Origin of the sequence: Ekhidna sp. (assembly GCF_040220215.1) — a bacterium.
Taxonomy (GTDB): domain Bacteria; phylum Bacteroidota; class Bacteroidia; order Cytophagales; family Cyclobacteriaceae; genus Ekhidna.
This window is the reverse complement of record NZ_JAVJTR010000025.1, coordinates 564,917-581,358: the sequence shown is the minus strand read 5'-3', so window position 1 is coordinate 581,358 and position 16,442 is coordinate 564,917. Positions and strand designations below refer to the sequence as shown.

Here is a 16,442-nt window from a genome sequence, read left to right as displayed (position 1 = left end):
AGGATAAATATTTAACTCGTTTGCAAGATTCCCAACTGATAAAGGAACAGATACATTGAATAACAAAGTCTCCGAAGCTTCATGGTGATTGTTGTCTCCTTCTTGAGAAACTATTACTGTTACGATTCCTTCAGTACCATTAAGTGTTATGGTAGTGCCGGAAATTGTTGCAGGACCGGTTACAGTAAAGCTAAGAGGTAAACCGGAATCCACACTTGCGATTATTTCAAACGGTGCATCAGTTGGTTCTTTGTCGGATATCGGCTCAATAGTAATCAATTGATCCGCCTTGTCTACTGTTAATATTCCATTTTCATATGTGAATTCATAATTGTTAGAAACACCATCTGAAACTATGATATCATACACACCTGCTCCTGTCAGCCCTTCCTGAATTCCAAGATCCGCCACCACGACTGGCACCTCCTCAAGGTTCGCTTCATTTTCTCCATCCACAAATCCGGTATAAGTCAATGTTAATTCAGGAATTTCATCACCATAGGTAATGGTTTGGTTGTCGGCAGAAACTGTCAAGGAGGCTTTTACAACCTCAAAACTTTGCTGAACTGGTTCAGCTGCCGCAAATGTATCATCGCCATCCTGTGTCGCGCTAACCGTAACAATACCAGCTCCGCTAATTGTCAATTCATTCTGATTCAATGAAGCAGGACCACTTTCAATATTGAAACTTACAGCCAAACCGGAAGTAGACGAAGCTGACAATTCGAAGGGGGCATCTCCGTACGTTTTTGAATTGATCTGGGTGAAGGTAATGGTTTGCGCTTGCTTAAATTCTAAAACAGTGACAGTTGCTGTCGCACTAGCTGAATTCCCTGAATTATCAGTCACTGTAAGCAGGACTTCATTTGGCCCTAGATCGCTTTCAGTAAATGTAATGCTGCTTGTATTAGTGGTCGAACGACTTGTTGTGGATGATCTGGATATTTCGAAAACTAATCCACCACAATTATCCGATGACCCATTATCTACTTCTGAGGCAAGAACTTCGATTTCATTGTTTTCATCAAGCTGAACTTCAAGATTCTGTGCAATTGCTGTTGGTATTACATTATCAATCACATTTACTGTTACGATACTTGTAGTAGTGTTTCCATTTTCATCTTCCACTGAAAGAACTACAGAGTTTGTACCAAGATGATCACATGAAAATTCACTTTGTGAGAGAGACAAGATTAAACTCTCTGGTGATGTGCAATTATCTAATGATCCATTGTCAAGGTCTGATGCTGACAATGATGCAATGCCAGTGTTGTCCAGCGCCAGGTCGAAGTTTGGTAGAGCATCTACTGTAGGAGCAGTTGCATCAACAACTGTAACTATAACTGATGAAGAAGCCTCATTGCCCGATCCATCCGCTACAGTAAGCGTAATTTCATTTTCTCCAATATCCGCGCATGAGAAATTAGATTTACTCAAAGAATATGTGAGTGATCCGGAACAATTATCAGAGGAATTATTATCTACATCTGAGGCTGTTATGGATGCATTCCCGGAAGCATCAAGTTCTAAACTCATATCTTGAGTCAATGCTGTCGGTGAAATTGTATCTTCAATTGAAATAACAACCTCCACCGAATCAATATTACCTGCATTATCGGAAACCCTAAACATGACAGTGTTTGCACCTAAATCGTCGCAAGAAAATGTATCCTTACTTAAGCTAAAGTCCAGCGTCTGAGACGTACAATTATCAGTTGATCCATTGTCTAAATCTGAAGGATCTATTGTGACTTGCCCTGAATCATCCAATGAAGCGGTGATATTCTGCACTACAACTGTAGGGGCAGTATTATCCCCGATGGTCACTTCTGTTGACATTTGAACAGCACAGCTAGATGAAGATGTTGTTTCCACTCCTTCTACTATGTTTGAGGTACTGTATGTGCCTCGCCAAGTGCCATTATTGTTGTTTGCTGATCGGTCAGGGAGTACCATATTGGCTGCTTCAAATGTGAGGTCATCAAAATGGTAGTACGCAACCAGACCACTTTCATTTCCTGATAAACTGATGTCCTTAGCATCAATGATTTGTTGAGCTGATCGTTCAATGTTCCAGATTCTAACTTCATCCTGATATATTCCTTGTTGTATCTGATTATCATCACCTCTTGCTCCCAGTTTGATAGTATGTGTGCTTCCTCGCTGATCGATAGTGGCGTTAGCGTTAGTTGCATTTAATGCACCATTGATGTAAATCTTGAGTTCATTGCTAGTCTCGTTAAAGGAAGCTGCCACATGATTCCATTGTTGATCAACAAGTGGAGTACTTGAAGTCACCGTGTGGTAGCTACCCGAACTAAACATGGCAAAAGCCTGGAAGAATCCGGAGGTGGTCGTTCTTAATATATACCCTCCACTAGCATTGTAAGTCTCAACAATGCTGTAAAACTGATTGCCTTCCATTGGCTTAACCCAGGCTTCTATCGTCCAGTTTTCATCTAAGCGAAGCGATTCTGAATTAGGTATTTCCACATAGCTACTGGTGCTAGGAAAACTACCCAAAGCGAGTCCCTTGCTATCTACTGATTCAGTAGAATTCAATTCTCCGTACACATTAAATGTGGTTGTTTCTAAGAGGTTCCCTGTATTGAAATCGAGTGAAGTTCCTGTACCTGTGAGTGGGCCATCTACAATAGAATTATCTTCACTATTTCTTAAATAATAGTTTATTCCGGATACGGATGAAGCAATGGAAATAGTTGTTCCAGTGCTTCCATCCACGCAAAAATCTGTTTGTGCAGCAGTCACTATTTCATCTTCTATTATTGAAGTGACTGTAATAATTACCTCAGAATATGCAACATTCCCATGTTCATCCTCTGCCGAAAATATTATGGTATTCTCGCCCAGGTCCGAACAAGTAAAAACAGTTTGAGATAAAGATAAATCCAAGCTAGACGAGCAATTATCTATAGTGCCATTATCTATCATCGCTGTAGTTATCTCGGCAACACCTGTAGCTTGATCTAATTGAACCGATAGATTTTGGGCAGTGATCACAGGACCTAAACTATCATATACATTTATACTGATTGAAGATGTATGAGTCAATCCCGAACCATATGTTGCAGTAATGCCTACATCATGAAAACCTGTCTCTGTGCAATCAAAAGTTAATTGATCAAGTGTATAGGTAATTGCTGAGCATATGCTTGATCCCGTTTTATCAATATCATCAATAGCAATAGTTACATTGCCCGTTTCATCAAGATAAAGATCCGTTGCAGCGAATAAAATTGTAGGTTTCACAGTCACTGTGGCACTCGCAGAATTAGAATTCCCTTCAGTATCTTCCGCAGTAAGCACTACTGTATTATCTCCTAACTCATCGCAGGTAAATGAAGAAACATCCAAGCTTAGGACAACAGGATCACCGCATGAATCTGCCGATCCGTCATCAACATCTTCCGGAGTAATTGTCACCTGGCCAGCTTCATCAAGAAAGACGGTGATATCCTTCGGTACCGCGGTTGCTCCTGTACTAGATGCACACTGACTTCTGTAGTACACATTGTCAAAATTTGCACGTCCTCCGGAGTTATACCCAGGGGATCGCAATGCGATGTACTGGTTGGAGCCGGTGTAGTTCGATAGATCAAATGTATAGCTGGTAGGTGTCGTCTCAGTAGGTGTAAAACTTGCGATCGTTTGAAATGAAGGATAGCAGGTGGCACATGGCATTGTTCCAACATCAATTGTGCCTGCTCCAAAGAAAGAATTAAATCTTCTTGCATCAAGTGTCAAAACACCTTGAGCATTATTAACCATTGGTAAAACAGCCACTTGCTCAAAGTTTCCGGACGGCCACATCCTTAATTCACCTGTACTGACATAGGCTCCACCGGCTAAATTCCAGCATGGGTCAGCAGTGCTAAAGTCATCGTCTACAACAGGACTAACCGTACATTGCGAATTGCCTTTAATCGAAATTGTGATTAGAAAGGCAGCTAAAAGTAAATGTTTCATTTTGATCTTTTTTAAGGCTTCAGATCAAAAATGATATATATATATAGGCAATTTTTACCTCAACTTCCGAATGACAGTTTTGAATTTCCCAATCTCTAGGTATTCTGTATCACCTCAAAGAACTCTTCTTTTCGTTCTCTGGATAAGGAGGCGATTTCTTCATTTTCCATGACGATATAGCCACCGTCTTTGTTTACGTATTGCTTGATGTACTTTAGGTTTATGAGGTAAGAGCGATGAGTTTGATAAAATTCTGGTGCATCCACAAGCAAATCCATGAAGAACTTTAGAGGCTTGCTGACCAAGATTTCTCCATTCGTTTCTGTGAACACTCGTGTGTACATTCGATCCGCTTTTAAAATGATTATGTCATCAAATTTTACAAATAGTACTCCATCAGCCACCGGCAATCCAATTTTCTTGATACTTGATGACTTGAGCGTATTACGAAGCTCATCTAGTCGCTCACTCACCTGAGACTTGCCGTAGTGTACACAGGCTTTCTCAACAGCCTGAGCAACCTGCTCATCTCGCAATGGTTTTAACAAATAGTCAATGGCATTGAGCTGAAATGCCTTGATTGCATATTCACTATAGGCTGTAGTGAAGATAATTTCAAAATTAATTTGGCTTGGAGCAAAAAAATCCAGCAGCTGAATACCCGAGTATCCAGGCATTTCAATATCCAAAAACACAATTTGTGGTTGAAATTCATTGATTAGCCTAACACCTTCCGGGAGGTTACTCGCTTCTTTAAGTTCTTTTATTTGCGGACAGTTTTCTTCCACTAAAACCCTCAGAAGCCTTTTAGCTTTTTCTTCATCATCAATGATCACTGCTTTCATTGCAAATCAAAAATATGTTGAGACATTCAATTAATCAGTTCGGACTTCCGAAAGTGTACTTTGAGCTTCCATAGCCAATGGTATCCTTATGGTGACTTTTGTGCCTTGAGGATTGCCATTTTCATCTACCAAATCCAATATTTCTTCTTCAATCGGATTTTCCCTATCCAGATTTAAAAGACTAAGCCTACTGGTGGTCGCCTCAGAGGCAAAGGATTTATGTCCGGGGTTTCTCATTTTATTGATCTCCTGAGATTTCTTTCTTCCAACACCATTATCAATTACTTCACAGATCAATAGACCTTCATGATCTGACTTTATATCAATTTTCAAGATTCTTTCCGACTCCTTATGAAGCAGTCCATGCTTCACTGCATTTTCAACATAAGGCTGCAAAAGCAAAGAAGGTATTAATTGTTCCGTATTTACATCATCTCCAATTTCAATTGAACAGGTAAGTGAATCTTCAAACCTCAATTTCTCCAATTGAAGATATAGGTTTAATGCCTCTGTTTCTTCGCGTATTGTCACCGTTTTTACTTGACTATGCTGAAGGTAGATTCTCATCAAGTCGGCGAATTTTCCAAGATATTCTCCAGCAAGTCTCCTTTCATTTGTCATGATATATTCCTGAATAGAATTCAATGCATTGAAGACAAAATGTGGATTCATTTGTGAACGTAAAGCTTTCAGCTCTGACGCCCTATATTGACGCTCTAAATCAAGAAGTTTTTGTGTTTCTGCCAACTCGAGATCTGAGAGCGTTTTTTGTTTTTTCAGCTTTCTTTGACGGTAAACAAGTGCAAGAGCCAGTATTAATAGAAGCACAATAACTATCATCCCAAAAATTAAATAGCGCTGCTGATCCAGCTTGGTTTGTTGAAGACTTGTTAATTGCCTTTCAGCTTTAAGCTCTTCTTCTTTCAAGTTTGTCTCATATCTAGCCTGCATGGATGATAGCTTAGATATACTCCTACTTCGTTGAGTTGAATCTGTTTTTTGTGAATAGTATTCCAGGGCAGCAAGTGCCTCTTTGTATTTTCCCTGCGCCTTTAACACCTCGTATTTCAACCTTGGATAATCCAGACTACCGGACCTTAATTTGCCGGCTTCTTTCATATAGAAAAGGGCCGAATCATACATCTTCAGGTTCTTGAATGCAAATCCCTGATTCGCTATAAGGTAATATCTTGTAATCAAAGGAAAATTGTACTTCTCAGCATAGCTCAATGCTTCTTTCGATAATCTAATTCCTCTTTGATTTTGCCCAACCCTGATAAAAGGAGCCGGTGCGATCGAGAGCGCAAGAGCATAGCCATACTCATAGTTTTCTTTCTTAGCAAGTGCTATTGCTTTTTCACCGTAATAAACTGATGAGTCCAGATCTAGCACGATCCACCCATTGTAGACCTTGCACATTTGAATATTCGCTCTGACTTCAAGGTCAATATTGTTGAGCTCGGCAGCTTGTTTTAATGCGGATCGATAATATTTGGTTGCTGTTTGCAGGTCACTATTTTTCCTAACCACTGCCGCCAGGTCAAAGTATATTTGCGGCTCGAATTTGGTTAAACCATGTTTTTTGGTTAGATCAAGTGCCTTATAAAATTCTTTTAATGATTCATCATTTTGATCTTGTTCATTTAAAATATTCCCTCTGATTCGGTGTAATTCTACTCGGTCAGTCACCTCCAGCGGTGGTGAGACCATTTGAATCAAGCTATCCGCCTCATTGTAGCGAAAAAGAAATAGTTCAATGCCTGCCTTTCTAATAAGGGCCTTATTGCGAAGCGATAAATCATCATTTTCATTGGCAATTTTCATGGCTGTCAAAAAATACCAACTAATAGAATCCAGATCATTCATTTCCCGAAGATTGATTTTTTCAAGAAGGACGTTGGTCTCCTGTGAATTGACAGTAAAGAGTATAGCAAATAATGTAATTACAAGAATGGGTCTCATTCGCTTTATTAGAAAATTTGAACAATTTACCAAATTAGCACTATCTACATCCAGACTCAACAATTAGTCAGGTGATAACTCCCTGAAAATCTTGCCCCTAAGCCTTATCTAATTACCTTTGCGCACTATTTTATTATGTGGTCTAAACTCGCTCATACAATCCTCCGTTTTCGCGTCACGCTGATGGTCCTATTAGCTTTAGTGACTGTCTTTATGGGGTACCAGTCTCAAAACATCAAATGGTCATATGATCTGGCGAACATCGTCCCTGAGAAAGACCCGGACATGGTCTACTTTAGGCAATTTAGAAAGACGTTCGGGGAGGATGGAAACATCATGGCGCTGGGCGTTCAGGATAGTGCCATTTACGAACTTGAAACTTTTAAAAAGTTTAGCAAGCTAACATTTGACCTTGAAGCAAAAGAAGGAATTCGAAACGTTTTAGGGCTCCCGAATCTTCAGAAACTTGAGAAGAACACCCAAAAAAGGGCTTTTGAGCTGAGGCCTGTCTTCGAGAACATTCCTGACAATCAAGAAGAGTTGGATAGCCTTTTGAGAGGGGCGGCAAGCCTTCAGTTCTATAGTGGACAATTAATAAATGCTGATAACGGAGCAACGCTTATTCTGATTACCATTCAAAAGGATGTACTTAACTCGAAGAACCGTGATGCGCTCGTAAATGAAATTATTGATGCTGGTCAAAAGTTTGAGGAAGAGAGTGGAGTAGACGTGCATTTTGCAGGACTTCCCTATTCAAGATCCATCACTACCAGCAAAGTAAAGGCAGAGCTAAACATGTTCCTGGCCCTTTCATTGGTTGTTACCGGTATCATTCTATTTCTTTTCTTTCGATCATTCAAAGCAGTTTTCTTCCCACTGATAATCATCGGAGTAGTAGTGGTTTGGGTAATGGGTACGCTGGCATTGCTTGAATATAAGATTACATTACTCACCGGTCTTATACCTCCAATTATTGTTGTAATCGGGATACCTAACAGTGTGTACATGCTCAACAGGTATCACCATGAGTTTAGTCAGCATGGTGATCAGATGAAAGCACTTAGTCGCATTATAAGAAAGATTGGTGTAGTGACTTTCATTACCAACCTCACTACAGCTGTTGGTTTCTTCGTATTAGCCACCACTCAAATCAATGTACTGGTTGAATTTGGTATTGTGGCTGGTATTAATATCATGGCCACCTTTGTGGTCAGTATTATTCTAATTCCCGGAGTATTCTCTCTTTACAAGCCACCAACTCAAAAGCATTTGAAGCACTTAAAATTCAAGATGCTGGATTCGATCATTCAGTGGCTTGATGTGATCGTTCACAAATTAAGACCTGCAATTTTCATAGTGACCATAGGTGTGGCAATTGTATCCGCTTATGGATTAAGTAAAATCAAAGCTGTCTCTTATATGGTTGATGATATCCCTGAGAATAGCCCTTTAAAAAAAGATCTGCAGTTCTTCGAAAACAATTTTAGTGGAATCATGCCGCTGGAAGTTATTGTGGATACAGGTGCTAAGAAAGGGGTTCAAAACCTGAGAAACTTGAAAAAGATTGATGAGTTTGAAACATTCATTTCATCTATCGATTACATCTCTCAGCCTGTTTCGGTAGTAAGCTTTGCTAAAGCCGCCAGACAAGCATTTTATAATCAAAGCCCTGCATTCTATTCACTACCTACGAATCGAGATATGGCGTTTATCATGCGCTATCTGAGTGAAGGTGAAACGGAAGAATTATCCCAATCATTCATTGATTCCACTGGACGATATGTTCGGGTATCATTGAAGATTGCAGACATAGGATCAAGCAGGCTAGACTCTTTGGTAAACGGGGTGATTGCTCCTAAAATAGATTCCATTTTTGCTGATTCTAAAATGGATGTGAACGTTACAGGGACAACTTTGATGTTCATCAAAGGCAACAAGTTTTTGATCGAGAATCTTCTTACATCTATGGTCATCGCATTTTTCATTATCGCATTGATCATGGGATTGCTTTTTAGAAACTTGAAAATGATCATCATTTCAATCATTCCTAACGTAATCCCACTTCTTGTTACTGCCGGAATCATGGGTTATTTTGGAATCCCACTTAAACCCAGTACCGCATTAATTTTTAGTATTGTATTTGGTATTTCGGTCGATGACTCTATCCACTTTTTGGCTAAGTACCGGCAAGAGCTTTTCGCGAATAAATTCAACGTTTCAAAAGCGATAAGTAAGAGTATAAGGGAGACGGGATCTAGCATGATCTACACATCTATCATACTGTTTTTTGGGTTCATCATATTCGTTCTTTCTGAGTTTGGTGGAACAATCGCATTAGGAAAACTCACCTCCATCACATTGTTTTTTGCAATGATTACGAATGTAGTAGTGTTGCCTGCCTTAATCCTCCAATTTGATAGTGGAAAGCGGAGTAAGTCGAGTCATCCACTTATTGATAGTGTGCCAGAGCTTGCCGAGGGGATTGACGAGGATGGAAATCCAAAAAAGAAGAAGAAAAAAAAGAAAACTAATTAGAATTTTTTACGGACAGTGAAGTACCCTGAATTTAAGAAAGTCAGCTATTCGGAAATCGCGAACGATATCCTCAAGTTTTGGGAGGAGAATAATATTTTCGACCAATCAGTAAGTACCCGTGAAGGCAAGGATACCTTCACATTCTATGAGGGCCCTCCGTCAGCTAATGGCACACCCGGGATACACCACGTAATGGCCCGAACCGTAAAAGATATTTTCTGCCGATACAAAACCCTCCAAGGCTATCAGGTGAAGCGAAAAGGTGGATGGGATACTCATGGCCTTCCTGTTGAGCTTCAGGTAGAAAAAGAATTAGGCATTACCAAGGATGACATTGGGAAGAAGATTTCGGTTGAGGAGTACAATGCCAAATGCCGTGAGGCAGTAATGAAGTTTAAAGGTCAGTGGGACGATCTCACCAGGCAAATGGGCTACTGGGTAGATCTGGACAATCCGTATGTGACCTTCGAAAAAGAGTACATCGAGTCAGTATGGAACTTGTTGAAACGTCTTTTTGATAAAGGCTTGCTTTACAAAGGTTACACCGTTCAACCATATTCGCCTGCTGCCGGAACCGGATTAAGCTCACATGAATTGAATCAGCCCGGGACGTACAGAGATGTGAAAGACACCTCTGTCGTGGCTCAGTTCAAAATAAAGAAAGATGATCGATCCGCATTCCTTTTTGACGGAGATGAAGATGTGAGAATCATAGCCTGGACCACCACGCCATGGACACTTCCATCTAATTGCGCACTTGCCATCGGAGAGAAAATCACATACGTAAAAGTTAAGACTTTCAATCAATACTCTTTCGAGCCTGTTTCAGTCATTTTGGCCAAGGACCTGGTTGGAAAATTCTTTTCAGAAAAAGCGAAAGATCTGGCACTTGAAGATTACAAGCCGGGTGATAAGCTTATTCCTTTTGAAGTTTCGAAAGAATTTAAAGGATCTGAAATCCTTGAAGTCCGCTACGAGCAATTGATGCCGTATGTCACGAATACTGAATTAGAAGAAAAGGCATTCCGCATCATTCCCGGAGATTTTGTTTCCACAGAAGATGGTACCGGAGTTGTTCACACTGCGTCTGTTTTTGGTGCTGATGACTTTCGGGTTACACAGCAAGCCGGTGTTCCTTCGGTTATGGTGAAGGACGAAAAAGATCAGGATGTTCCTTTGGTAGATAAGCAAGGAAGATTTGTTCAGGAAGTGACAGATTTTGCAGGGAAGTTTGTGAAAGAAGAGTACTACTCTGACAAAGAAAGAAACGACCCTGATTTCAAGCCGACTGATGTCCTCATTGCAATCAAGCTTAAGGAAGATAATAAAGCTTTTAAGGTAGAAAAGTACGAACACTCCTACCCACATTGCTGGAGAACAGACAAACCGGTTCTTTACTACCCGTTAGATTCATGGTTTATCAAAACCACCGCTCTGAAGGATCGTTTGGTTGACCTTAACAAAACCATCAACTGGAAGCCGGAATCTACCGGAACAGGTAGGTTTGGAAACTGGCTTGAAAATTTGGTTGACTGGAATCTAAGTAGGTCTCGGTTCTGGGGTACGCCTCTCCCGATTTGGGTTACCGAAGATCGTACAGAGATGAAATGTATTGGCAGCATTGAAGAGCTTCAAAAAGAAGTGCACAAAGCTGCTGAAGCAGGCTTTATGAGTGCTGACCTTCCGGAAGATTTTGACTTGCACAGACCATATGTAGATGATGTCTTTTTAGTAAGTGATTCAGGTCAAAAAATGACACGTGAATCGGATCTGATAGATGTTTGGTTTGATTCAGGTGCTATGCCGTATGCACAATGGCATTACCCATTCGAGAATGACGAAACCTTTAAAGCAAACTATCCGGCTGATTTCATTGCTGAAGGAGTAGATCAAACGCGTGGTTGGTTCTTCACACTTCATGCGATAGCAGTTCTTCTTAATGACTCAGTTGCTTATAAAAACGTGATCGCAAATGGGTTGGTGCTTGATAAGAACGGTAATAAAATGTCTAAAAGACTTGGCAATGCGATCAATCCGTTTGAAACACTTGAACAATACGGTGCAGATCCTACCAGGTGGTATATGATCGCCAATGCAAATCCCTGGGACAATCTAAAATTTGATTTGGATGGTATCGCTGAGGTTCAAAGAAAGTTCTTTGGAACGCTCACCAATACCTACTCATTTTTCGCCCTTTATGCCAATCTGGACAAATTCCAGATGGATGAAAAGAATTCAACCCCGGTTGCAGATCGACCTAGATTTGATCGTTGGATTATCTCTGAGTTGCAAATCCTTATTAAGGATGTCACATCATTCTATGAGGATTATGAACCAACAAAGGCTGCTCGTGCTATTCAGGATTTCGTGAATGATCAGTTATCAAACTGGTATGTCCGTTTGTCAAGGAAACGGTTCTGGAGAAGTGAGCTAAATGCTGATAAAAAAGCAGCGTATGAAACACTATATGAGTGCCTGTCAACCACGGCTCAATTGATGAGCCCTATCGCTCCGTTTTATGCCGATTGGTTATACAAAAACCTGTCATCAGGAACAGAAGGAATATCGGAATCTGTTCATTTGACATTGCTTGCAAAGGCAGACGAAAGTAAGATTGATCAGGCATTGACCGAAAGTATGCACTACGCACAAAGCATTTCTTCATTGGTTCATTCGTTAAGGAAAAAAGAGAAAATCAAAGTAAGGCAGCCTCTGCAAAAGGTGCTTATTCCAATTCTTAAGTCGGAAGTGAAAGAAAGAATTGAGGCGGTGGAAGAATTGATCAAAACGGAGATCAATGTGAAAGAGGTAGAATATGTGGATGACGCATCCGGTATTTTGGTGAAAAATATCAAACCTAATTTCCGAAAGCTAGGACAAGCCTATGGACCAAAAATGAAAGCTATTTCAGCAATTATTAATGGGTTTGGGAAAGATGAAATAGCTGCCATTGAACGAGACAATGCATTTGAGATAGCCATAGAAGGTGAAAAGATTACACTTTCACTGGAGGATGTAGAGATCACCTCACAAGATATACCGGGATGGCTGGTAGCATCGGAAGGAAATTTGACAGTAGCACTTGACATCACCATTTCTGATGATTTGAAAAAAGAAGGACTTAGCCGGGACATGGTAAATCGAATTCAGAATCTCAGGAAAGACAAAGGTCTGGAAGTACAGGACAAAATTGCGGTGAGTTACAAAACCACTGATGCAATGATGAGTGCTGCTCTGATCGACTTTTCCGAGTATATAAAAATTGAAACTCAGGCCGTTTCTTTAGAGTCTAAAGAAGCAAGTGGTGCTGAGAAATTTGATATTGACGGGATAGAAATAGACGTACAAATTGAAGTAGCAAATTGATGAGAAATCAGATCATAAAATATTTTCTAATTGCCCTTGTCGTAATCATCATTGATCAGATCGTAAAGTTGGTGGTCTATTATAACATGGACATGGGAACGCAGGGTCAAATTATGATTTTTGGTCAATGGTTCAAACTTCACTACCTCACCAATCCGGGAATGGCGTTTGGTATGAAGCTGAACTTTGAATATGGTAAGCTAATACTTACCGTTTTCAGAATTGGTGCCATGATGGCAATCGGGTACTATCTCTATTCACTTATACAAAAAGAGGCAAACTCCGGCCTGATCATCTGCATTTCATTGATCCTTGGAGGAGCTATCGGTAATCTGATTGATTCGGTTTTTTACGGAATTTGGTTTGACAATGCACCGTTTGATGCGCCAACTGCATGGTTTCATGGTCAGGTGATAGATATGTTCTACATAGACATCTGGGAGGGCTATTTACCAAACTGGATTCCTATTATTGGCGGTGATTATATAGCATTATGGCCTGTTTTCAACATTGCAGATGCCTCCATTTTTGTCGCTATCTGTTTTATCATTGCTTTCCAGAAAAGATATTTCAAGAAGGAACAAGAAGAGAGCGAAACAAAATCCGAACTGGGAACACAAGAAACCTAGGCCTTGAACACATATCACATTCTCAACGGTGATGCGTTAAAAGATCAATTCCCAACGGATCTGATAGGTGACGTCATTGTGATGAAAGAATGTTTAGTGGATGGACCGGTCCATGGTGATTCGTTGGACTCCTTTTTCAAAATAAGAGCCAACTTCATAAATGAAACTTTCGGTGATACCGAAGGAAAGTATAAGAATGAAGTCATTCCTCAAATAAGCAAAATTGCCAATCTTGATGAAGGTGAAATTAATCTGTGGTTTGAAGATGACCTCTTTTGCCAGGTTAATTTTTGGTTTGTCTGCAGCCTCCTCTATTCCAAAAAAGTTCAAGTCAATTTAGTACGACCGGAAGGTTCTTCCTTACAGTTTGGTTTTGGGGGGTTGGATAAAGAGGGATTGATTAATGCCTTCAAAAAGAAACGAACCCTTACGCCTGTTAATATCAATCAGTTTGCCTTGCTATGGTTTAACTATCGAAAGAATGGAATCGAGCGTTTATTGAAGCTTTCCGTTCAAATTCACGAGGAATATCCATTTGTAAAAGAAGCTGTAAACGCTCATGTAGAGCGATTTTCTCTCGATGGGACTATCGGTCGTCCGGAACAAACTATTTTGGATATCATCCAAGAAAAATCTACCACCGACTTTGGTGTCATATTCCGTGAATTTTGCCAAAGAGTCCCAATTTATGGGTATGGAGATTTACAGGTGAAAAGACTTCATGAGAAAGTATTGAAGACGTATCTCTAAAAAGTCTTCAAGAAATGTTCAAAAAATTGAGCTCATTTGTAATTTTCTGCGATTAATTTTTAGATTAGTCCCATGAATAATAAGCCTCGTGTACTTAAAGCCTTTGAAAACCTTGATGTAGAGATACAAGAGCAAATCAAGCTTGCGTATCCATACGGTTTTAAGGAGCACTTAATCAAATTTGTGAACAAAGATGGCGAGTATCAAAGTGGGCTACCTTTTGAAACTGAAGACCGATACTACCTTGTAAAAATGACCGTAGCTGAAGCCAAAGAGTTGATCGCGGATGATGATGACTATGATGATGAGGGTAATCTAAGAGACGACATCAGGGATGAATATGAAGATAAATATGATGGAGAAGACGATGACTTTGAATGAAAAATATAACTCATGAAGCCAACTCTAGCAGCTGGCTTTTTTGTTTTATAGCCTAAACTACTTCCTCTGTCAAAATCTCAGGCTTTCCTTCCAGGGTCTTATGCACAGGACATCTGTCTGCAATCTCAATCAAACGTTTTCGTTGATCATCAGTTAAGTCTCCCGTTAGTTTTATCTTCCGCTTGATTTGATCAATCTTTCCTTTTGAGCTTTCACTATTCTCTCCATCCTGCTGGTGAATTTTATCATGAGTTAATTTCACTTCAACTTCTTGTAAGTCAATTTTCTTGTGGTCCGCATACATTCTTAAGGTCATAGCGGTACAAGCTCCTAAACCGGATAGTAGATAACCATAAGGTGTTGGACCTTCATCTGCTCCACCTACACTTGGTGGTTCATCAGCTATCAGTTGATGACGGCCAGCTATCACTTCCGTTGTAAAGCCTTTTTCTCCTACCCTTGTCCAAACTTCTCCTTCAGGAGCTTCTTCTTGATCTTTCACATCGATATATCTGCTAGACCAACTTGCAATCATCGCTCCGGCATACTTTGCATCAGCTTCTTTCATCATGAGGTGATCAGCACCATCCAAGGTGATAAAGCTTTTAGGGTGCATTGCCTCCTGATAGATTTCCTGGGCATTATTGATCCCAACAATTTGATCCTGTGGTGAATGAAGGATAAGTAATGACTTGGCTAAGTTCTTAATAACCTCATCACTTTTCTTACTTTCAATATCATCCAGAAATTGCTTCTTCATTTTAAATTTTCGACCACCAATGTTCACTTCCGCCTCTCCTTTCTCTTCAAGGTCCTCTTTTCCACTATCAAGTAGATGCGCCACATGGTCTGGGGTTGATGGAGCTCCAATCGTTGCAACCGCTTTTACTTTATCAAGTGCTCCGGCGACATGTAAAACTGCAGCCCCCCCTAACGAATGGCCAACCATGATTTGAGGTGCTTCATAATTTTCCGCTAAAAATTCGTACGCATCTTCCAGATCAGAAAGATTGGAGGAAAAATTAGTGTCCGCAAAATCTCCTTTGCTTTGTCCCAACCCGGTAAAATCAAACCTTAACACCGCCATTCCTTGTTGTGTAAATGCCTGACTTATGTGTTCAACAGATTTCAGGTTTTTAGAGCAGGTAAAACAATGCGCAAAAAGCACAAAAGCTTTTGGTTTTCCTATCAATGGAAAGTCTATTTTTCCTGAAAGTTCCTGTCCATCGGAATTTTTAAAACTAACTTTTTTAAATCGCATGAGTTGGATGTTTTTAATTTATCTTGAAGCGGAAACAATTTGAAACCATTTGTGTCATTAAGCTAATGATTTCTATGCAGTGAAGAGAACGCTTACCATACTATTCTTATTGATTGTCTGCCAGGTGGCCGCTGGTCAGACTTTGCATTATGAAGTAATCAAGGGTAGTAAGAAATTGGGGGACATGAGTGTGAAAAGAATGCTGTCTGAAAACCAGGTAAAATATGAGATTGACAGTAAAGTTACTTTTAGAATACTTTTCTCATTCACAGTAGATTACGAGTCAACAAGCGAGTACAAATACGGTCGGTTGATTAAAGAATACACTCACAATCAATTGAATGGATCTACACAAAAAAAGTCAACTATTTGGTTTGATGGTGAGAAATATACTTTAGATCTGGATGGAACAAGAACTACGCTCCACGAGACCATTAAATACTCCGTTGCGACGATTTACTATGAAGAACCAAAAGATGGCCAGAAGGTTTTTTCACCACAGTTTGGAAACTATCTGACTTTCACAAAGGTAGGTGAACATCAATACGAGATGGAATCTCCTGATGGCATCAATCTTTATACCTATACCAATGGCATTTGCTCAGAAGTAAAAGTATCCCGAGACTTTGCAAAATTCTATTTTCAAATGACCCCAGAATCCTTGCAGGCTGTAAAACAAAAGAAAATTGTCAGCGGGAACTCACCTGTAGTAGATTGAATCCTCCG

At 40.0% G+C, this 16,442-nt stretch carries 10 protein-coding genes; 6 read left to right on the top strand and 4 right to left on the bottom strand.

Features of this window, described 5'->3' with window-relative positions; genetic code table 11:
* From RIC88_RS19030 to RIC88_RS19020, 3 genes are all read right to left on the bottom strand, one after another.
* Window positions 1-3,987: LamG-like jellyroll fold domain-containing protein (locus tag RIC88_RS19030; protein ID WP_350219159.1), on the bottom strand; the 3,987-nt coding region annotated here is incomplete at its 3' end.
* 95 nt (window positions 3,988-4,082) lie between these two features.
* Window positions 4,083-4,832, bottom strand: coding sequence for a LytR/AlgR family response regulator transcription factor (locus tag RIC88_RS19025; RefSeq protein WP_350219158.1), 750 nt, complete (start codon window positions 4,830-4,832; stop codon window positions 4,083-4,085).
* A gap of 30 nt (window positions 4,833-4,862) precedes the next feature.
* Entirely contained in the window at window positions 4,863-6,794 is a 1,932-nt protein-coding gene (locus RIC88_RS19020) for a histidine kinase (RefSeq protein WP_350219157.1), read from the bottom strand.
* A 213-nt stretch (window positions 6,795-7,007) separates the two neighbouring features.
* On the opposite strand from RIC88_RS19020, the gene RIC88_RS19015 reads away from it, so the two are divergent.
* The 5 genes from RIC88_RS19015 to RIC88_RS18995 all read left to right on the top strand — a co-directional run bounded on the left by RIC88_RS19015 (window position 7,008) and on the right by RIC88_RS18995 (window position 14,455).
* On the top strand, window positions 7,008-9,329 hold the full coding sequence (locus RIC88_RS19015) for an efflux RND transporter permease subunit (RefSeq protein WP_350219156.1): 2,322 nt from the start codon (window positions 7,008-7,010) through the stop codon (window positions 9,327-9,329).
* A 15-nt stretch (window positions 9,330-9,344) separates the two neighbouring features.
* Entirely contained in the window at window positions 9,345-12,695 is a 3,351-nt protein-coding gene (gene ileS, locus RIC88_RS19010) for an isoleucine--tRNA ligase (RefSeq protein ID WP_350219155.1), read from the top strand.
* A complete protein-coding gene (locus RIC88_RS19005) occupies window positions 12,695-13,324 on the top strand; it encodes a lipoprotein signal peptidase (RefSeq protein WP_350219154.1) in 630 nt (209 codons plus the stop codon). The genes ileS and RIC88_RS19005 overlap by 1 nt, the downstream gene beginning before the upstream one ends.
* 3 nt (window positions 13,325-13,327) lie before the next feature.
* Window positions 13,328-14,074, top strand: a complete 747-nt coding sequence (locus RIC88_RS19000) for a DUF1835 domain-containing protein (RefSeq protein ID WP_350219153.1) — start codon at window positions 13,328-13,330, stop codon at window positions 14,072-14,074.
* Between the two features lie 72 nt (window positions 14,075-14,146).
* A complete protein-coding gene (locus tag RIC88_RS18995; protein WP_350219152.1) occupies window positions 14,147-14,455 on the top strand; it encodes a hypothetical protein in 309 nt (102 codons plus the stop codon).
* A 52-nt stretch (window positions 14,456-14,507) separates the two neighbouring features.
* Here the strand turns inward: RIC88_RS18995 and RIC88_RS18990 are convergent, their stop codons facing one another.
* A complete protein-coding gene (locus tag RIC88_RS18990; RefSeq protein WP_350219151.1) occupies window positions 14,508-15,716 on the bottom strand; it encodes a bifunctional alpha/beta hydrolase/OsmC family protein in 1,209 nt (402 codons plus the stop codon).
* Between the two features lie 79 nt (window positions 15,717-15,795).
* On the opposite strand from RIC88_RS18990, the gene RIC88_RS18985 reads away from it, so the two are divergent.
* Window positions 15,796-16,434, top strand: coding sequence for a DUF6134 family protein (locus tag RIC88_RS18985; RefSeq protein ID WP_350219150.1), 639 nt, complete (start codon window positions 15,796-15,798; stop codon window positions 16,432-16,434).
* Window positions 16,435-16,442: the final 8 nt, after the last annotated feature.